Consider the following 17489-nt stretch of genomic DNA (forward strand, 5'->3'; position numbering starts at 1 on the left):
AGCACATCAGCCACACTGTACCGAATGAATCGGCGCCCAGCCGCGGGGACCGCGGGCCCCCGGGTTTAAATCGCTTAAACCGGTGCGTCTGGCGCTTCAGCGTCGGTCACAACCGGCGCCGTGTTGCCGGCCCGGATGCGTTTGGCCTGCAGTCTGGGTTTGGGTGCCGGGGCGTCTGTCGCCGGGGCGCTGTCGTCCGCATCGGTCTCGCCCAGGGTCGAGTCCAGCGTGGCGTGGCGCACCTTGGCCTTGTCGCCGGCGCCGGCAAACTTGCTGTATTTGGACAGTGTGGTCACCAGTTGGCCGTAAACGTGCGGGTTGCCGGCGACACATTCGCCTTGCTCCAGGAATTCGCTTTCGCCGGTGAAGTTGCCGATCAGGCCACCGGCTTCGGTGACCAGCAGCGAGCCGGCCGCCACGTCCCAGGGCTGCAGGCCGGTTTCAAAAAAGCCGTCGGTGAAACCTGCGGCCACATAAGCCAGGTCCAGCGCGGCCGCGCCGGGTCGGCGCACGCCGGCGCACTGGCTGATGACTTCGCCGAGCATGTTGAGATAGGGTTTGAGTTTGTCGCCGGGGCGGTAGGGAAAGCCGGTGGAGATCAGGCTTTCCTGCAGGCGGGTGCGTTTGGCGACACGGATGCGGCGGTCGTTCACGTAGGCGCCGCGGCCTTTGGTGGCGCAATAAATGTCGTTGCGGGTGGGGTCGTAGACCACTGCCTGCTCGACCTTGCCTTTGACGGCCAGCGCAATGCTGACGCAGTAAAAGGGAAAGCCGTGGATGAAGTTGGTGGTGCCGTCCAGCGGATCGATGATCCACACGAACTCGGAGTCTTTGGCGCCGTGTTCGCTGCCCGATTCTTCGGCCAGGATGCCGTGGCCGGGGTAGGCCGTGAGCAGGGTTTCGATGATCGCGGTTTCGGCAGCGTGGTCGACTTCGGTGACGAAGTCGTTGGTCTGTTTGGCCGAGATGCGGACCGATTCCACATCAAGCGCAGCACGGTTGATGATGGCGCCGGCGGCGCGCGCAGCCTTGATGGCCACGTTGAGCATGGGGTGGAGATTGCTGGACATATAGGACTAAGAAAGAGCGAAAGGGCTGCGCTCCGGTAACCGGTGGGCAGGCGACAATAGCGCCATTTTACCGGCTTGGCCCGCTTTTTCCGCACTTATCCATGAAAACCCGATTTATCCTGATCAACACCAGCCACGCCGGCAATGTAGGCGCCACCGCGCGTGCCATGAAAGTCATGGGTTTTGGCGATCTGGTGCTGGTGGCGCCGCGCTGGGCCAATGTGCTGAACCGTGAAGAAACCATACAACGCGCCAGCGGGGCGCTGGATGTGCTGAAAAACGCCCGCATCGTGGCCACGCTGGACGAGGCGCTGGACGGCATGACGCATTTGTGCGCCACCGCCATGACACCGCGCGACTTCGGCCCGCCCACGCTGGCGCCGCGTGTGCATTTTGCCAATTTGCTATCAAAAAACGAGCTGCTTGCGTCCACCACACCTGGGCTGGAGGCCGATTTGGCTTCAAAACCCGAAGGTGTGGCCTTTTTGTTCGGCTCCGAGCGCTTCGGCATGCAAAACGAGGATGTTTACCGCTGCCATGTGGCGCTGAGTATTCCGACCGATCCCAAGTTCGGCTCGCTCAATCTGGCGGCGGCGGTGCAACTGATTGCCTATGACTGGCGCGAGGCGCTGGGCGGTTTTGCGGTACAGGCCGCCACCGCCGAGCCGGTGCTGGCCGACGCGGCCGCCGTGGCCGGCATGCTGGGCCACTGGGAGCAGGCGCTGGCCGAAATTGGTTTCCTGGACCCGGCCTCGCCGAAAAAACTGATGCCGCGTCTGAACCAGTTGTTCAACCGCGCGCAACTCAGTCCCGAGGAGATTCACATCCTGCGCGGCATTGCCAAGGCCATGTCGCAGGCGGCTGCCAAAACCACGGCGCCAGCGGACACGCCCGCCAAGCCATAAACTCGCAGCATGTTTTCTCGACTTCGTTCCGATATCCAGTGCATTCTCGACCGTGACCCTGCCGCGCGCAGCACCTGGGAGGTACTGACCTGTTACCCCGGCCTGCACGCCATCATGCTGCACCGGCCGGCGCACTGGTGCTGGACCCATGGGCTGAATTGGCTGGGACGTTTTATCTCGCACATCGCCCGCTGGTTCACGGGCATTGAAATCCATCCCGGCGCCGTCATCGGCGATCGCGTGTTTTTCGACCACGCCATGGGTGTGGTGGTGGGTGAAACCGCCGAGATCGGCGACGGTTGCACGATTTACCAGGGCGTGACCCTGGGCGGCACCTCGCTGTACAAAGGCACGAAGCGGCATCCGACCCTGGGCAAAAACGTGGTGGTCAGCGCCGGCGCCAAGGTGCTGGGCGGCTTTCTGGTCGGTGACGGCGCCAAGATCGGCAGCAATGCCGTGGTCATCAAACCGGTGCCGGCCGGCGCCACGGCGGTGGGCATTCCGGCGCGCATCATCCCGTCCAAAACCGGCGAAAGCGCTGATGTCACGACCGCGCAGAACAAGTTTTCGGCCTATGGCATCACGCTGGACGACGACCCGGTGTCCCAGGCCATGAAGGGCCTGATCGACAACGCGTCCTCCCAAGAGCACCAGATTGCCTTGCTCTGGCAGGCGATCGAGAAGTTGTCGGACAACGGCAGGACTCACCGCGACTGTGTGCCGGATGATGCGGCACGGCAGGAGACGTTTGAGGCTGAGAAGCTGAATCAGTTGATGGGGAAGTAGGGCTTTCGGCATCTGCTCGGTTGCCGGTGGTTGGCCTGCTGGCCGGGGTTGCCCGGCGGCAACTCACTTTTCTTTTGCGTCGCCAAAAGAAAAGTAAGCAAAAGAAAAGGCGACCCTGCTGTCTGCGTCCCTACGCTTCGCTACGGGCAACCTGCGGTGCTCGGCAAAAGCGGGGTCTTGCTCGAACTCGCTACGCTCAGACAATCGCAAGCCCTGATCCGCTTTTGCCTGCGCTCCTCGGCGCATACAGAAGGGGTGGGTTCGGGTGCGGGGATGGATTCCGGCCTTCGCCGGCATGACAGCATGGTTTGTCATGCCGGACTTGATCCGGCATCCATGTTCGCAAACACGCGACCCCGGAGAAGGCAGCGCCGCCGCGCACGAACCAATCAAGCCAAGAGACCGTCATCTTGCAGCACACGTAGCCAAATGAAGTCCCCCGCCATCGCCCAGCGGGGCGAGGGATGGGAGGGAGTGGGGAGTTGCGCCTACTGTCCAAAGCAGACCGCAGGTGCAGCGTGATGCTAGAGAAGTGCTATTAAATAAGTAGCTTTCTGCGCTCACAGGATAAGGGCTAGGCCCCGATTTGACCTATAAATCAGACCGCCGGCACCCGAATCGCCGACTTCGGCCGAAACGCCTTGCACACCGCATCGTCGGTTTCCAGGTAAGGCCCGCCTATCAGGTCTATGCAATACGGCACGGCGGCAAAAATGCCGGCGACGGCTTGGGAACCGTCGGGGTTTTTCAGGCCTTCCAGGGTTTCGGCGATGGATTTGGGCTGGCCGGGCAGGTTCAGGATCAGGCTTTGGTCGCGAATCACCGCGCATTGGCGCGACAAAATCGCCGTGGGAACAAATTTCAGGCTGATTTGCCGCATTTGTTCGCCAAAACCCGGCATTTCCTTGTGTGCCACCGCCAGCGTGGCTTCCGGTGTCACGTCGCGCGGGGCCGGGCCGGTGCCGCCTGTGGTCAGCACCAGCGAGCAGCCGGCCTCGACCAGCTCGATCAAGGTGGCGCTGATACGCGCCTGCTCGTCGGGGATCAGGCGTTCTTCGAAGGTGATGGGGTTACGCAGGGCACGGCCCAGCCACTCTTTCAGCGCGGGCAGGCCTTTGTCTTCGTAGACGCCGCTGGAGGCGCGGTCGCTGACCGAAACAATCCCTATCCTGACCGCGTCGTGTTGCCCGCTCATGGCGCTGCTGGCATCAGCGCCTGCCGCACCAGCTGGAAAATTTCGCGGTAGGACTTGCCGTGGCGTGGCGCTTCGCCGGGTTTTTCGGGCTTGGCGTCTTTGCGGGCCTGACGGATCAGGGCACGCAATTGCTGCGTGTCGGTGTCCGGGTGTTCGGTCATCCAGGTGCCCATGGCCTCGTCGTCGGCAATCAGCTTGTCGCGCCATTGTTCGGCCAGGTGCAGGATCAGCGTCAGATCGGCCGAGCCGTTGGCCTGTTCGTCAATGGCCGCGCGTATGGGTTCGGGGTCCAGCGGGCGCATCAGCTTGCCGATAAATTGCATCTGGCGGCGTCTGCCCTCGAAATTGCTGATACGTTTGGCCTCTTTCAGGGCGTCCAGCAGTTTTTCGGGCAGGTCTAGCCTGGCCATCAGGTCGGCACGCAGGGTCAGTAGCGCTTCGCCGAGCGCCTGTTTTTCATCGGCCTCGGCCTTGAGTTGGGTCTTGCTGGGCGGGCCGACTTCTTCCAAAGCAATTTCTTCGGGTTTGACGAATCGGCCGTTGGACCAGTAGCCCTTAATAGGCTTGGGAGTCTTGTTGTTCATAGCAGTCAGTATCATAGCTACCCATATGACCCTAAAGACCTCCAAGACATCCTCCCGTCCGAAACAATTGGCTCAACCCGAGTCAGGTTTCAGCTACCACCGTGATTTTTTCGAAGAATTGGTGGACAGCGCGCTGGCGCACGCCAAGAAAATCGGCGCCACCGACGCCGCTGCGGAAGCCTCCGAAGGCTGCGGTCTGAGTGTCAGCGTGCGCAAGGGTGAGCTGGAAAACGTCGAGCGCAACCGCGACAAGTCGCTGGGCATCACGGTGTATGTGGGGCAAAAACGCGGCAATGCCTCCACCAGCGATTTTTCCAAGGCGGCGATCGAACAAACCGTGCAGGCGGCTTACGACATTGCCCGTTTCACCGCCGAAGACAAGACCTCCGGCCTGCCGGCGGACCGCGACATTGCCAGAACCCACCGCGAGCTGGACTTGTTCCACCCCTGGGCCATTGATTCCGAAGGCGCGGCCAAACTGGCGCTGGAATGTGAAGCCGCGGCGTTTGCCACCAGCAAACTCATCACCAACAGCGAAGGCGCGGGTGTCTCGGCCCAGCAAAGCCATTTTTTCAGCGCCCACAGCAAGGGTTTTCGCGGCGGTTACGCCAGTTCGCGCCACAGCATTTCGGCCGCGGCGATTGCCGGCAAGGGCAGCCAGATGCAGCGGGACGCCTGGTACAGCTCCATGCGCGACGCCAGCGAACTCGCCAGCCCGGAAGCCGTGGGCCGTTATGCCGCCGAACGGGCCTTGTCGCGCCTGAAAAGCCGCAAGATCAAGACCATTCAATGCCCGGTGTTGTTCGAGTCGCCGTTGGCCGCTGGCCTCCTGGGCGGTTTTGTGCAGGCCGTCAGTGGTGGTGCGCTGTACCGCAAAAGCACCTTCTTGTTGGACAGCCTGGGCAAACCGGCCTTTCCCGACCACATCGACATCAGCGAAGACCCGTTTGTGCTCAAAGGCAAGGGCAGTGCCCCGTTTGACGAAGAAGGTGTGAAAACCCGTGCCCGTCAGGTGGTGGAGGCCGGCATTGTGCGCGGCTATTTCTTGAGCACCTACTCGGCGCGCAAGCTGGGTATGCGCACCACGGGCAATGCCGGCGGTTCGCACAACCTCGTGCTGACCAGCCGCCAGACCGCCGCCGGCGACGACCTGGACGCCATGCTGAAGAAGCTGGGCACAGGCCTGTTTGTGACCGAATTGATGGGGCAGGGCGTGAATTACGTGACTGGCGATTATTCGCGCGGCGCGTCCGGTTTCTGGGTCGAAAAGGGCCAGATCGCCTTCCCGGTGGAAGAAATCACGATTGCCGGCAACCTGAAAGACATGCTGATGGGCATTCAGGCCGTGGGCGCGGATATGTACAACTACGGCGCCAAAAGTGTGGGCTCCATCCTGATCAACCGCATGAAGGTAGCCGGCGCCTGATTGTCAGGCGAAGGGCATGAAAAAGCCCGAAATCAAGCATGATTTCGGGCTCCAGCCCAATCAGAGTGGGCGCAAGTAGCTACTGATTTTGTAGCGAATGAAAACTCAGCCAGCCAGCGCCGCTTTCACCGCTGCCGACACCTGGCCCATGTCGGCTTTGCCAGCCAGCTTGGCTTTCACCGCGCCCATGACCTTGCCCATGTCGCCGGAGCCGGAGGCGCCCAGTTCGGCCACGATGGCCTTGACCTCGGCCAGGACCTCTTCGGCGCTCAGACGCGCGGGCAGGTAGGCCTGCAGCACGGTCAACTCGCTCGCTTCCTTGTCGGCCAGATCGGCGCGTTCGGCCTTCTGGAAGGCTTCGATCGAGTCCTTGCGCTGCTTGATCAGCTTGTCGACGATGGCGACCACGGCGGCATCGTCGAGCACCACACGTTCATCGACTTCTTTTTGCTTGACGGCGGCCAGCAGCAAGCGGATGGTACCCAGGCGCTCGCTGTCCTTGGCGCGCATGGCGGTTTTCATGTCTTCGGTGATTTGGTCTTTGAGTGACATGGCGATCTCCAGGAAACGGGTTGAATAGGCGTCAAAAACACAAAAGCCCGCAGAGCGTCCTCGTGCGGGCTTGGAGTTGCCGTGAGGCAATACCGGAACTGCAGGTTTAGTACAGTTTCTTGGGCAGCTGCATGGCGCGGATGCGCTTGTAGTTACGCTTGACGGCGGCTGCCTTCTTGCGTTTACGCTCGGCCGTTGGTTTTTCGTAAAACTCGCGGGCGCGCAGGTCGGTCAGCAGGCCGAGTTTTTCGATGGTGCGTTTGAAGCGGCGCAGGGCGACGTCAAAGGGCTCGTTATCTTTTACGCGAATGGTCGTCATTGATGAATTGATCCAAAAGGTGCACCTTAATTGATCTGATCAGGATCAGGCCAGGCGCGGGTTTGCTAGCAAAGCCTAAGATTATAGCGGGAATTTATCGTCACTTTGTGACAACTGGATGGGCGGCATTTGGTCAATGGTCGGCCAAGGCAACTTGCCTGGCAACCAGCGCCTGTGCGCAGGCATAAGCCGAAGCCCAGGCCCACTGGAAATTGTAACCGCCCAGCCAACCCGTTACGTCGACCACTTCGCCAATGAAATACAAGCCGGCTTGTTTGGATTCCATGGTTTGCGAGGACAGGTCGCGCGTGTCCACACCGCCCAGCGTCACTTCGGCTTTTTTGTAACCTTCTGTGCCGGTGGGCACCAGTGGCCAGTCGGCGAGTTGGGCGGCCAGTGTTTCCAGGGCCTTGTCGGTGGCGTCGCCCACCGGTTTTTGCCAGGTCGCGTCGCGGCTGACCCAGGCATCGGCGAGCCGGCTGGGCACCAGGGTGGCCAGTTCGTTGGCGATGAGTTTGCGCGAGACCGCCTTGGCGCGCAGCAACTGGCCGGCGAGATCGGTGCCGGGGGCCAGGTTGATACGGATGGCCTGGCCTTCGCGCCAGAAGCTGGAGATCTGCAACACTGCCGGACCGCTGAGGCCCCGGTGGGTAAACAGCAGGTCTTCGGCGAAAACCGTGGCTTTTTTGCGCTGTTTGGGTGTGGCGTCCGGCGGTCCGGCCTCAATCAGCACCGGCAAGGCCAGGCCGCTCAACCCGGCATACGGCGTCCAGCCTTCGCCGTCAAAGGTCATGGGCACCAAGCCGGGGCGAACCGGCACCAGGCGCAGGCCAAACTGCTGGGCGATGCGGTAACCGAAATCGGTTGCGCCTATTTTTGGAATCGACAGGCCGCCGGTGGCGATGACCACCTGGCTGGCGCTGACCGGGCCACGGTCGGTTTGCAGGCGGTAGCTGCCGTCCGCCTCCAGCGCCACGTCCTTGACGCTGCAGGGCTGCCAGCGTGTGACGCCGCCCAGATCACATTCGGCCACCAGCATGTTGATCACGTCTTCGGCCGAGCGGTCGCAAAACAACTGGCCTTTGTGTTTTTCGTGAAAAGCGATGTTGTAACGCTGCAGCAACGCGATGAAATCCTGCGGCGTGTAACGCGACAGCGCAGAGCGGCAAAAATGCGGGTTCTCGCTGAGAAACTGCGCCGGCGTGGCGTCGCGATTTGTGAAGTTGCAGCGGCCGCCGCCCGAGATACGAATTTTTTCGGCGATTTTTTCGCTGTGATCCAGCAATAACACCTTCAGCCCCCGTTGCCCGGCCACACCCGCACAGAACAAGCCGGCTGCGCCGGCACCCACCATCACCACGTCGAAATTTTGCATGGACAGCAGTGTAGGTGTTGCCGCGCGGCGGCGGGACGGTCGTTCAGGCGGTCGCTTGATTGCGCACCGCCAGGTCCATGGCTTTGCGGGACAAGCCGTCGATTTCGCCGGTGATGCCGGACAACACATTGGCGACGACCGAAAACTCGCGGCCGTGTTCGCCGGCACGCGCCGCCATGATCTGGGCGTTGAAACTCACCATTTTGGCTTCGCGCGCCACGGTCTGGATGTCGGACACGATGCTGGTGAGTTCTTTCATCAACAGCTCGGCCTTGCCTCTGGTGATCCGGTCAAAGGTGGTGGTCGCGGTGTTCAGCGCTTCCAGCACCGTGTCGGTGCTGGCGACCAGGGTGTCCAGCGCACCTTGTGCCAGGCTGGCCGCGCCGGTTTCTATGTACTGCAGGGTGGTACGCATTTGCCGCATGAACTGTTCGATGATGGCGCCGACCCCGCGCGGACCGTTGTAGGTGTCGCGTATCAGGCGGGCGCTGGCCTCATCCGCTGAGGTCGACTCCACCAGCACTTTCTGGCTCTCGCAAAACAGCTGAAAGGATGTTTGCGCCGCCTGCAATTTACCGTTTTCGCCGGAAGCGGCCAGCACCGTCTGCAAAATCATGCGCTGGGACAACATGCGCTGGCGGGCCGCCAGGTTGACGATGGACATCGAATCGGTGGCGGTTGCTGCGGTCATGAGGCCTTCTCCAGGAGTTTGTTCCTGGAGCTTGGTGTGCAATAAGCGGGCCAGTGCTGGCCGACTTCGACCTCAGGCGGCCTGCACGGCCTGTGGTGTCTGTTGCAGGGCGAGCAGGCCCTGCAACACGTCGCCGACCACAATCACGCTGGGGCTGGCCAGGTGTTCATGCTCGACGCTGGCCCGTAGTTCCGCGAGTGTGCAGACGATGTGGCGCTGAGTCGGCAAACTGGCGCTCTGGATCACCGCGACCGGCGTGGTGGCCGGCAAGGCGGTCAGCAACTCGTCCTGGATGTGGCGCGAGCCGCTCACGCCCATGTAGATCACCAAGGTGAGTTTGGCCTTGTGCGCGGTGTCGGCCAGGGCGCGCCAGTCGGTGCCGCTGTCGCCGGGTTTGGCGTGGCCGGTGATAAACACCACGCCGTGGGCATGCAGGCGGTGTGTCAGGGGTACACCCAAGGAGGTCACCGCGGCCAGGCCGGCGGTGATGCCGTTGATGACTTTCACGGTGATGCCGGCGGCCTGCAGGTGTTCGACTTCTTCGCCGCCGCGCCCGAAGATAAAGGGGTCGCCGCCCTTGAGGCGCACCACGTTTTCGCCTTCGCGCACGGCCATGATCATGAGTTTTTCAATGAACTCTTGCGGCGTGGACTTGCAACCCCCACGTTTGCCGACATGCACAATGCGCGCACCTGGCCGCGCATAGGCGACGATCTCATCGCTGACCAGGTCATCGACCAGCAACACGGTGGCCGCCTGGATGGCCTTGAGCGCCTTGAGTGTCAACAGTTCCGGGTCGCCCGGGCCCGCGCCGACCAGGGTGCAGAGTCCGGTCGGATGGAGGTGGTGGGTGCTGCTTGTCATAGGTGTGAAGTCAGTTGCAAGATATGTTCCACCTGGCTGGCAATCGAGGCCGGTACCGCGTGGGTGCCCGACAGGACCGCGCGGATATACGCGGCGGTGCTTTCGCTGTCGATGTCCTTGGGCAAGTCCGGCACGCTGGCCAGGGTGCCGGGTTGTGCGGCCTGCAACAAGCGGCGCTGGCCGGCGATGAAAGCTTCCATTTGCGGCGTGCGGCGCGCGTCGGCCACCACCTCGCCCTCGGTGCCGCGCAGCAGCAAGGCATTGGCCTGGATCAGCTCAAAGGTCTGGCCCATGGAGATGGCGTATTCGGGGTGGGTGTAGCTGCTGACCACCAGCGCTTTGCCCAGGCAGGGGCTCATGATTTTGACCAGGCTGTGCGCCGGGTTGCGCAGGCCGACGGCGCGCCGCACATCCAGCAGGCGCTTGAGCCCCGGAAGCAGCAACTCGGTGGCGGCAAAAACCACCTCGCCAGCCGCTATGCTTCTGATAGCTGTCAGCGCATGTATATCCAGGGCGGAGAGCACTTCTGATGAAAATATTCGGCTGGATTCCGTGGCCGTGCCATGCACCAGCACCGGCAGGCCTTCACGTGCCAGCAGCAGCGCCAGCAAGGGCGTGAGCACCGGCAGCTTGCGCGCGCCGTTGTAGCTGGGCAGCACAACCGTGGGTTTGTCCGTGGCGGGGAAACGTTGCATACGTTGGTAGGTGGCATCGAGAAAACCCGCCATCTCTTCGGGCGTTTCGCCCTTGATACGCATGGCCAGGCAAAAGCCGCCTATCTCCAGATCGGTCACCGTGCCGTCCAGCACCTGGCCAAAGAGGTCGCAGGCCTGTTCGCGCGAAAGCGGCCGTGCGCCGTCTTTGCCGCGGCCTATGACTTTGATGTAGTGAGCGATGGACATCGGCTGATTGTCAACCAAGGAAGATAACTTTTTCTTATGAGCTTAAGCCAGCGCCTTGATCGGAATCACTGTGCGCCTGGCCGTGCCATGGCTCCGGATCAAACGTTTGATTTCGGGCACGCAGGAGCCGCAGTTGGTACCGCATTTCAGTTTCTCTTGCAGCCCCAGCAGGCGTTCATCCCCGCTGGCCAGAAAGGCCGCGCCGCCCAGCGCTTGGTCCATGTCGGAGAGGCAAGCATTGATCTGGGCATCACTCACGCTGAAGCAGGTGCAGACCGGTTTGCCGCGCGAAGGCAGGGCGACCGGCGCCTTGGCGCCTGGCAGCAACAGCAGGCGGCCGTAAGTTTGCGCCGGCAACTCGTCCTGCAGCAGGGTTTTGATCCAGGCCTGGGCGCTGACATCGCCGGCGAGTACAAAGCCGGCCAGCCTGGCCTGATCGCCGTCGCGCAGCAGACGCGCCGTGCGGTGCTGGCCTTTCTTTTTGTCGGCATAACGCAAGACATCCGCGCCGCCCAGACCGAGAAGGGTTTCGATTTTTTCCAGCAAACCATCCGGCGGGGCTTCAAAACCGGCCGCACGAAACAAGACGCCGGTGCGCTGGCGGCCAGTCTCGCTCAAAGGCACTTCGTTGGAAAAAGGCACACAGCTGCTGAAGGCAAAGTCCGCCATCAAGGGCTTGAGTTGTTCCCGTGCCGTCAACACCTGCTCATCGGGCAGCCAGGCCATGGCCAGCAGCGACCAGGGCAATTCAGCCTTGAGGATTTTCACCGCCGCATGTTTGAGTTCGGGCTGTTTGGAACTGGGGCAATACGCCGAGGTGGTGAGGGCGTTGACCCCGGCCAGGCGCTCGCCGGTGCTGGACAGGCCGCTCAGGTAGTCGTCGCCCCAGTGCATGGCCATGAAGGCCTGGCTCACCGCCACTTCGGGCGAGGCCTGCAAGGGCACAACGATGGAGCCGCGTTTGGACGTGACATGCACCAGGTCGCCATCTTTCAGCAGGCGCCGCGCCATGTCTTGCGCATTCATCTGGATGGAAGGTTCGGCGACATGGCCGAAGAGCCGGCCCAGGGTGCCGGTACGGCTCATGCCGTGCCACTGGTCGCGCAGGCGGCCGGTGGTCAGCGAGAAGGGGTAACGCGATTCGCGTGGCTCGGCGACCGGCTTGTAAACCGTGTTGACGAATTTTGCCTTGCCGTCCTCGGTCGGGAAAACACCGTCTTCGTACAAACGGACCTGGCCTGTGCTGTCACCTTCGCGCAGCGGCCATTGCTGCGGCGCGTCTTCCAGCATCGCGTAACTCAGGCCGGTGATGTCCAGGTCGCGGCCACGTGTGGATTCGCGATGTTCGTTCCAGATGGTTTCAGGGCTGTCGTAGGCGAACAGGCCTTGCGGTGCAGGGGCGGGCAGCAGTTTTTCCAGCTGCTGCGCAAAAGCCACGGCGATGGCCCAGTCGTGTCGCGTTTCCCCGGGCGCGGGAACGGCCGGCCGCACGCGGCTGATGCGGCGTTCGCTGTTGGTCACGGTGCCGGTTTTTTCACCCCAGGTGGTGGCCGGCAGCAAGAGGTCGGCGTAGTCGCAGGTGGACGGTGTGGCAAACGCTTCCTGCACGATCACCAGCTCGGCGCGCTGCAGCGCGCGGCGCACGGTGGCCTGGTCGGGCATGGACTGGGCCGGGTTGGTGCAGGCAATCCACAAGGCCTTGATCTCGCCATCGGCTGCGGCCTGGAACATCTCGACGGCCGTCTTGCCGGGTTTCTCCGGCACCGACGATACACCCCATAACGCGGCGACCTCGGCCCGGTGCGCGGGGTTGGCCAGGTCGCGGTGTGCACTCAGTAAATTGGCCAGGCCGCCGACTTCGCGCCCACCCATGGCATTGGGCTGGCCGGTCAGTGAAAAAGGCCCGGCGCCGGGTTTGCCAATCTGGGCCGTCGCCAGGTGCAGGTTGATCAAGGCGGCATTTTTGGCCGTGCCGCTGCTGGACTGGTTCAGGCCCTGGCAATAGAGGCTCAGGGTCGCGGCCGAAGTGGCAAACAGCTTGGCTGCCGTGAACAGGTCTTCCTTGCGTATGCCGCAGGTTTGCGCCACCAGGTCGGGCGTGTAGTCGCGCACCGTGGTTTTGAGAGCTTCAAAACCGTTGGTGTGCGCGGCGATGTAGGCGGGCTGCGTCCAGCCCTCCCACAACATGATGTGCAGCAGGCCGTTGAACAGCGCGACATCGGTGCCGGGCTGGACGGGCAAATACAAATCGGCGATGCCGGCCGTGTCGGTGCGGCGCGGATCGCAAAAAATGATCTTGAGCGCCGGGTTGGCCGCTTTGGCGTCCTCTATGCGTCTGAACAAAATCGGGTGCGCATAAGCCGTGTTGCTGCCGACGATAAAAATGCACTGCGCGTGATTCACGTCGTCATAACAGTTGGGCGGCGCGTCGGCGCCCAGGGTTTGTTTGTAACCCGCGACCGCACTGCTCATGCACAGGCGCGAGTTGGTATCTATGTTGTTGCTGCCTATCAGGCCTTTGGCGAGTTTGTTGAAGACGTAATAGTCTTCGGTCAACAATTGGCCCGAGACATAAAAACCTATGGCGTCGGGCCCGTGCTGGTTGATGATGCGCGCAAAACTTGTCGCGGCGAAAGCCAGCGCGTTGTCCCAGGACACGCGTTGGGGCGCCTCATGCCGGTGTTCGCGGCGCATGGGGTGCAGCAGCCGGGTTTGCCGCGTCACTGCCGCAGAAGCTGTCAGCGCCAGCGTGGAGCCCTTGGTGCAGAGCCGGCCGAAATTGGCCGGGTGGTCCGGGTCGCCACGCACACCCGTGATCGCGTCGCCCTGCGATTCAATGATCACACCGCAACCGACCCCGCAGTAGGGGCAGGTGGAGCGGGTTTCGTTGGCGACCACGTCAAGCTTCATGCAGGGGCCAGTTCTTTGCGTGCTGGCCCCGCCAGGGGTCGCGTCAGTTCGGTGGCAAGGGTCGCCAGCTCGGTGCTGTCCAGGTGCACGGCGCCGTCCTCCACCCGAACGCTGAACTTGGGGGTGCAGCCCTGGTCTGGCGCTTTGGCGCAGCCACCTTCCAGGTCTATGGTCCAGTTGTGCAACGGGCAGGCCACGCTGGTGCCGAACACAATGCCCTGGCTCAAGGGGCCGCCCTTGTGTGGGCAGCGGTCCAGCAGGGCAAACACGCCGTCTTCATTGTTGCGGAACACGGCCACATCGAGGCCGTGTGCACGTGCGACCCGGCGCGAACCGAGCACCGGGATGTCGGTGACCAGACAGATTTTTTTCCATTCACTCATGATTTTGTTCCTGTGTGTTTATCCGAGAACGCGTGCATACAGGCCGGTCACCCGGTCCATGACCTGGAGCAGGTTTTCGCTGCTCACAAACACATCGGACGCGGCTTTGTGGCTGCTCACACGGGCCTTGAGGGCGTTGTCAAAAAAGAGCCACTGGTTGTCGGCCAGGGCCAGTTCCTGTTTGATCTCGGTCGTGGCCTCGGGGGCGTTGCGCAGCAGTTCCAGCGCCGGCACAAATTCCTCACGCGCCTTGCCGATTTCCTTTTGGCTGGCGGCGCTGTCCACGTTCCAGTGGCTGGCCAGGTAAAACTGTGCCATGCGTTGCGACAACATGCGCTGGCGGCCGGCGATATTGACCAGCTTGGCGCCCGGCTTGCCCGCCTGCTGCTCGAACAAAGCCGTGCCCTTGTGCGCCAGCGCCAATACTTTGCCGGCCTGGTCCAGCACCGCCCTGGCCTTGTCCTGGGACGGCGCTGCGCCGACCAGCAGCCCTTTGTAGTCCGACCAGGCGGACTCCAGTTGCACATAGGTGTCGCGGGTTTCCCCGGCCGGCGCAAAGGTCTTGAGTTCGACCTGTTGCCGGTCGAACAAGGCCATGGACTGGTCCAGCACACGACGGGCCGACTCGGCTTGTATGCCCAGGCCCAGGCCGAACCAGGCCTTGGCCATGCGCTGCGACAACATGCGCTGGCGACCGGCCTTGTTGATGGCGTCGCCGAGGCCGGCGACCTGTGCGTGCACCGGCGCCAGGGCGGCGAGGGCGAAGCCGCAGAAAACGCGGCGTTGAAGGGTGTAGGTCATGGTGACGTTGATCCTGAAGTTGGCTGCGCTCAGGCGGGGAGGGCGGAAAATTGCCGGGTATCGACCGCCGCTTCTTTCAGTTCAAACCAGGGGTCCGGTTCGCCGTCGAGCGCAAACTGCAGGCGCTCCCACAAGGCCTGGCGGCCGGCGTGGTCCTCAAGAATGCGTTTCTTGACATAGTCTAGGCCCACACGGTTCACGTAATGCACGGTGCGTTCCAGGTACCAGCCTTCCTGGCGGTACAACTCGCAAAAAGCGCCGGTGTACTCCAGCACTTCTTCGGCGGTCTTGAGTTTGGTGAAAAAGTGCGCGACCTCGGTCTTGATGCCGCCGTTGCCGGCGATATACATCTCCCAGCCGGAATCCACACCTATGATGCCCACGTCCTTGATGCCGGCTTCGGCGCAGTTGCGCGGGCAGCCGCTGACGGCGAATTTGACCTTGTGCGGCGCATACATGCGCCACATCGCGCGTTCCAGGTCTTTGCCCATCTGCGTGCTGTCCTGCGTGCCCATGCGGCACCATTCGCTGCCGACACAGGTTTTCACCGTGCGCAAGGCCTTGGCATAAGCGTGGCCGGAAGGCATGCCGATGTCATTCCAGACGTTTTGCAAGTCCTCTTTTTTGACACCCAGCAGGTCTATACGCTGGCCGCCCGTGATTTTCACGGTCGGGATTTTGTATTTGTCCACCGCATCGGCAATACGGCGCAATTCGCTGGCCGTGGTTTCGCCACCCCACATGCGCGGGATCACGCTGTAAGTGCCGTCCTTCTGGATGTTGGCGTGGCTGCGTTCATTGATGAAGCGGCTTTGCGGATCGTCTTTGGCCTCCTTGGGCCAGCTGCTGGTCACGTAGTAGTTGACGGCCGGACGGCAACTGGCGCAACCGTTGGGCGTTTTCCATTCCATGAATTGGTAGACGGCGGAGATGCTGAGCAGCTTGTGTTCTCGGATGGCATCGCGCACGGCCTGGTGGCCGTGATCGGTGCAGGCACACATGGCCTTGAGTTTGGGCGTGGCCGAGTAGTCGCCGCCGGCGGTGAACATCAGGATCTGCTCCACCAGGCCGGTGCAGGAGCCGCAGGAAGCGCTGGCCTTGGTGTGCTTGCGCACTTCATCGAGGGTGAAGAGTCCCTTTTCCTTGATGGCCTTGCAGATGGTTCCCTTGTTGACACCGTTGCAGCCGCAGACCTCGGCCTCGTCCGGCATGCTGGCTGCCTTGTTATGGCCTTCATGGCCGGCGTCGCCGATGTTGGATTCGCCGAACATCAGTTTGTCGCGTATGCCGGCCACGCTGCGGCCATCACGCAGCAGCTTGAAGTAATAACTGCCGTCCACCGTGTCGCCGTACAAACAGGCGCCTATCAGCTTGTCGTCCTTGAGCACCAGCTTCTTGTAGACGCCACCAAACGGGTCACTCATGACAATTTCTTCCGTGCCTTCCCCGCCCATGAATTCGCCGGCGCTGAAGAGGTCTATGCCCGTGACCTTGAGTTTGGTCGAGGTCAAGGAGCCGGTGTAACGGCCAATGCCGAACTGCGCCAGGTGATTCGCCGCGACCTTGGCTTGCTCAAACAGCGGCGCCACCAGGCCGTAGGCGATGCCGCGGTGGGCGGCGCATTCACCGACCGAATAAATACGCGCGTCGGTGGTGGTTTGCATAGTGTCGTTGACCACAATGCCCTTGTTGCAGTGCAGGTGCATGGACTCGGCCAGCTCGGTGTTGGGGCGTATGCCCACCGCCATCACCACCAGATCGGTCGCCACTTCGCTGCCGTCCTTGAAACGAATCGCGCTCACCCGGCCATCAGCGCCACCCACCAGCTCCTGCGTTTGCGCGCCCATCAGGAAGTTCAGGCCGCGTTCTTCCAGCGAATTTTGCAGCAGCTTGCCGGCCACGCTGTCGAGCTGGCGCTCCATCAGGGTGGGCATCACATGCACCACTGTGACGTCCATGCCACGCAACATCAGGCCGTTGGCCGCTTCCAGGCCCAGCAGGCCACCGCCTATGACCACGGCTTTTTTGTATTTTTCCGACGCCGCAATCATGGCGTTGGTGTCGGCGATGTCACGGTAGGCGATCACCCCGGCCAGGTCCTTGCCGGGCACCGGCAGGATAAAGGGGTTGGAGCCGGTACACATCAGCAGGCGGTCGTAACTTTCTTCTGTCCCGTCGTCGGCGCGCACCACACGTTGGATGCGGTCGACTTCGACCACCTTTTTGCCCGCATGCAGGGTGATGTGGTTGTCGCTGTACCAGTCCCAGGGGTTCAGCACGATTTCATCCAGTGTTTGTTCGCCGGCCAGCACCGGCGACAGCAGGATGCGGTTGTAGTTGGGATGCGGCTCGGCGCCAAACACGGTGATGTCGTACAGATCGGGGGCGATCTTGAGCAGCTCTTCGAGGGTGCGCACGCCGGCCATGCCGTTGCCGACCATCACCAGTTTCGATTTTTTCATGTGTTCACTCCGGAGGGGTGGAAGGGGGTCGTCACCAGCGCCCGCTCAAGGCGGCGCTCGCAGGCGGGCGTCTCGCGGCTAAGGCGCTGGACGCCGGATGGCTGGGGATGAAAAATGGCGGTAAAAAACATGATGGTCCTTCCTGTCAAACAGGGACACGGCTGTGGAGCCGGTGTGAGGCACATCCTCACGCACGCCTTTGTGCGCAGACCCGCAGTGCTTTTATTCAGGTTGGGCGCGCCGTTACGCCCGCAGAGATCACAG

General features: G+C 62.3%; 17 protein-coding genes. 3 read left to right on the plus strand and 14 right to left on the minus strand.

What is annotated here, in order from left to right; genetic code table 11:
* Positions 1–74: 74 nt before the first annotated feature.
* Positions 75–1070, minus strand: a complete 996-nt coding sequence (locus tag ACHMXK_RS07410) for an inositol monophosphatase family protein (protein ID WP_397439041.1) — start codon at positions 1068–1070, stop codon at positions 75–77.
* A gap of 101 nt (positions 1071–1171) precedes the next feature.
* Between ACHMXK_RS07410 and ACHMXK_RS07415 the strand changes: the two genes are divergently transcribed.
* Positions 1172–1975 carry an RNA methyltransferase gene (locus ACHMXK_RS07415; RefSeq protein WP_397439043.1) on the plus strand — a complete coding sequence of 268 codons (804 nt, stop codon included), beginning with the start codon at positions 1172–1174 and terminating at the stop codon, positions 1973–1975.
* Between the two features lie 9 nt (positions 1976–1984).
* On the plus strand, positions 1985–2761 hold the full coding sequence (cysE, locus tag ACHMXK_RS07420) for a serine O-acetyltransferase (protein WP_397439045.1): 777 nt from the start codon (positions 1985–1987) through the stop codon (positions 2759–2761).
* 598 nt (positions 2762–3359) lie between these two features.
* On the opposite strand, the gene mog is transcribed toward cysE, so the two are convergent.
* Positions 3360–3956: a molybdopterin adenylyltransferase gene (gene mog / locus ACHMXK_RS07425; RefSeq protein ID WP_397439047.1), complete on the minus strand. Its 597-nt coding sequence runs from the start codon at positions 3954–3956 to the stop codon at positions 3360–3362.
* Entirely contained in the window at positions 3953–4540 is a 588-nt protein-coding gene (yjgA, locus tag ACHMXK_RS07430) for a ribosome biogenesis factor YjgA (RefSeq protein ID WP_397439049.1), read from the minus strand. Before yjgA ends, mog begins: the two co-directional genes overlap by 4 nt.
* 25 nt (positions 4541–4565) lie before the next feature.
* On the opposite strand from yjgA, the gene pmbA reads away from it, so the two are divergent.
* Complete coding sequence (gene pmbA / locus ACHMXK_RS07435) at positions 4566–5966, plus strand: metalloprotease PmbA (protein ID WP_397439051.1); 1401 nt, start codon at positions 4566–4568, stop codon at positions 5964–5966.
* A 105-nt stretch (positions 5967–6071) separates the two neighbouring features.
* On the opposite strand, the gene ACHMXK_RS07440 is transcribed toward pmbA, so the two are convergent.
* The 11 genes from ACHMXK_RS07440 to ACHMXK_RS07490 form a co-directional block, all read right to left on the minus strand.
* Positions 6072–6518, minus strand: a complete 447-nt coding sequence (locus ACHMXK_RS07440) for a GatB/YqeY domain-containing protein (RefSeq protein WP_397439052.1) — start codon at positions 6516–6518, stop codon at positions 6072–6074.
* 106 nt (positions 6519–6624) lie between these two features.
* The gene (gene rpsU, locus ACHMXK_RS07445; protein ID WP_011484193.1) at positions 6625–6837 is read right to left on the minus strand and encodes a 30S ribosomal protein S21; all 213 of its coding nucleotides are present in this window, start codon (positions 6835–6837) and stop codon (positions 6625–6627) included.
* A 133-nt stretch (positions 6838–6970) separates the two neighbouring features.
* On the minus strand, positions 6971–8212 hold the full coding sequence (locus ACHMXK_RS07450; protein WP_397439055.1) for an NAD(P)/FAD-dependent oxidoreductase: 1242 nt from the start codon (positions 8210–8212) through the stop codon (positions 6971–6973).
* A 43-nt stretch (positions 8213–8255) separates the two neighbouring features.
* Positions 8256–8903, minus strand: coding sequence for a methyl-accepting chemotaxis protein (locus ACHMXK_RS07455; RefSeq protein ID WP_397439057.1), 648 nt, complete (start codon positions 8901–8903; stop codon positions 8256–8258).
* A 72-nt stretch (positions 8904–8975) separates the two neighbouring features.
* On the minus strand, positions 8976–9767 hold the full coding sequence (gene cobA, locus ACHMXK_RS07460; protein WP_397439059.1) for a uroporphyrinogen-III C-methyltransferase: 792 nt from the start codon (positions 9765–9767) through the stop codon (positions 8976–8978).
* Positions 9764–10669, minus strand: coding sequence for a DNA-binding protein YbiB (gene ybiB, locus ACHMXK_RS07465; RefSeq protein WP_397439061.1), 906 nt, complete (start codon positions 10667–10669; stop codon positions 9764–9766). Before ybiB ends, cobA begins: the two co-directional genes overlap by 4 nt.
* Positions 10670–10711: 42 nt before the next feature.
* Positions 10712–13579: a molybdopterin-dependent oxidoreductase gene (locus ACHMXK_RS07470; protein ID WP_397439063.1), complete on the minus strand. Its 2868-nt coding sequence runs from the start codon at positions 13577–13579 to the stop codon at positions 10712–10714.
* The gene (nirD, locus tag ACHMXK_RS07475; protein WP_397439065.1) at positions 13576–13962 is read right to left on the minus strand and encodes a nitrite reductase small subunit NirD; all 387 of its coding nucleotides are present in this window, start codon (positions 13960–13962) and stop codon (positions 13576–13578) included. Before nirD ends, ACHMXK_RS07470 begins: the two co-directional genes overlap by 4 nt.
* A gap of 18 nt (positions 13963–13980) precedes the next feature.
* Complete coding sequence (locus ACHMXK_RS07480) at positions 13981–14763, minus strand: type IV pili methyl-accepting chemotaxis transducer N-terminal domain-containing protein (RefSeq protein ID WP_397439067.1); 783 nt, start codon at positions 14761–14763, stop codon at positions 13981–13983.
* Positions 14764–14792: 29 nt separating this feature from the next.
* The gene (nirB, locus tag ACHMXK_RS07485) at positions 14793–17225 is read right to left on the minus strand and encodes a nitrite reductase large subunit NirB (protein ID WP_397439069.1); all 2433 of its coding nucleotides are present in this window, start codon (positions 17223–17225) and stop codon (positions 14793–14795) included.
* The gene (locus ACHMXK_RS07490) at positions 17222–17356 is read right to left on the minus strand and encodes a hypothetical protein (RefSeq protein WP_397439071.1); all 135 of its coding nucleotides are present in this window, start codon (positions 17354–17356) and stop codon (positions 17222–17224) included. The genes nirB and ACHMXK_RS07490 overlap by 4 nt, the downstream gene beginning before the upstream one ends.
* Between the last annotated feature and the right edge of the window lie 133 nt (positions 17357–17489).

This window comes from Polaromonas sp. UC242_47 (assembly GCF_044452385.1).
Classification (GTDB): Bacteria; Pseudomonadota; Gammaproteobacteria; order Burkholderiales; family Burkholderiaceae_C; genus Polaromonas.

What these genes read in the sequence shown, in the direction of transcription:
- rpsU (WP_011484193.1), bottom strand. Translation starts at nt 6,837, where the DNA reads ATGACGACCATTCGCGTAAAAGATAACGAGCCCTTTGACGTCGCCCTG.
- ACHMXK_RS07455 (WP_397439057.1), bottom strand. Translation starts at nt 8,903, where the DNA reads ATGACCGCAGCAACCGCCACCGATTCGATGTCCATCGTCAACCTGGCG.
- ACHMXK_RS07410 (WP_397439041.1), bottom strand. Translation starts at nt 1,070, where the DNA reads ATGTCCAGCAATCTCCACCCCATGCTCAACGTGGCCATCAAGGCTGCG.
- nirD (WP_397439065.1), bottom strand. Translation starts at nt 13,962, where the DNA reads ATGAGTGAATGGAAAAAAATCTGTCTGGTCACCGACATCCCGGTGCTC.
- ACHMXK_RS07415 (WP_397439043.1), top strand. Translation starts at nt 1,172, where the DNA reads ATGAAAACCCGATTTATCCTGATCAACACCAGCCACGCCGGCAATGTA.
- ACHMXK_RS07440 (WP_397439052.1), bottom strand. Translation starts at nt 6,518, where the DNA reads ATGTCACTCAAAGACCAAATCACCGAAGACATGAAAACCGCCATGCGC.
- yjgA (WP_397439049.1), bottom strand. Translation starts at nt 4,540, where the DNA reads ATGAACAACAAGACTCCCAAGCCTATTAAGGGCTACTGGTCCAACGGC.
- cobA (WP_397439059.1), bottom strand. Translation starts at nt 9,767, where the DNA reads ATGACAAGCAGCACCCACCACCTCCATCCGACCGGACTCTGCACCCTG.
- mog (WP_397439047.1), bottom strand. Translation starts at nt 3,956, where the DNA reads ATGAGCGGGCAACACGACGCGGTCAGGATAGGGATTGTTTCGGTCAGC.
- ACHMXK_RS07470 (WP_397439063.1), bottom strand. Translation starts at nt 13,579, where the DNA reads ATGAAGCTTGACGTGGTCGCCAACGAAACCCGCTCCACCTGCCCCTAC.
- ACHMXK_RS07490 (WP_397439071.1), bottom strand. Translation starts at nt 17,356, where the DNA reads ATGTTTTTTACCGCCATTTTTCATCCCCAGCCATCCGGCGTCCAGCGC.
- ACHMXK_RS07450 (WP_397439055.1), bottom strand. Translation starts at nt 8,212, where the DNA reads ATGCAAAATTTCGACGTGGTGATGGTGGGTGCCGGCGCAGCCGGCTTG.
- ybiB (WP_397439061.1), bottom strand. Translation starts at nt 10,669, where the DNA reads ATGTCCATCGCTCACTACATCAAAGTCATAGGCCGCGGCAAAGACGGC.
- ACHMXK_RS07480 (WP_397439067.1), bottom strand. Translation starts at nt 14,763, where the DNA reads ATGACCTACACCCTTCAACGCCGCGTTTTCTGCGGCTTCGCCCTCGCC.
- nirB (WP_397439069.1), bottom strand. Translation starts at nt 17,225, where the DNA reads ATGAAAAAATCGAAACTGGTGATGGTCGGCAACGGCATGGCCGGCGTG.
- cysE (WP_397439045.1), top strand. Translation starts at nt 1,985, where the DNA reads ATGTTTTCTCGACTTCGTTCCGATATCCAGTGCATTCTCGACCGTGAC.
- pmbA (WP_397439051.1), top strand. Translation starts at nt 4,566, where the DNA reads ATGACCCTAAAGACCTCCAAGACATCCTCCCGTCCGAAACAATTGGCT.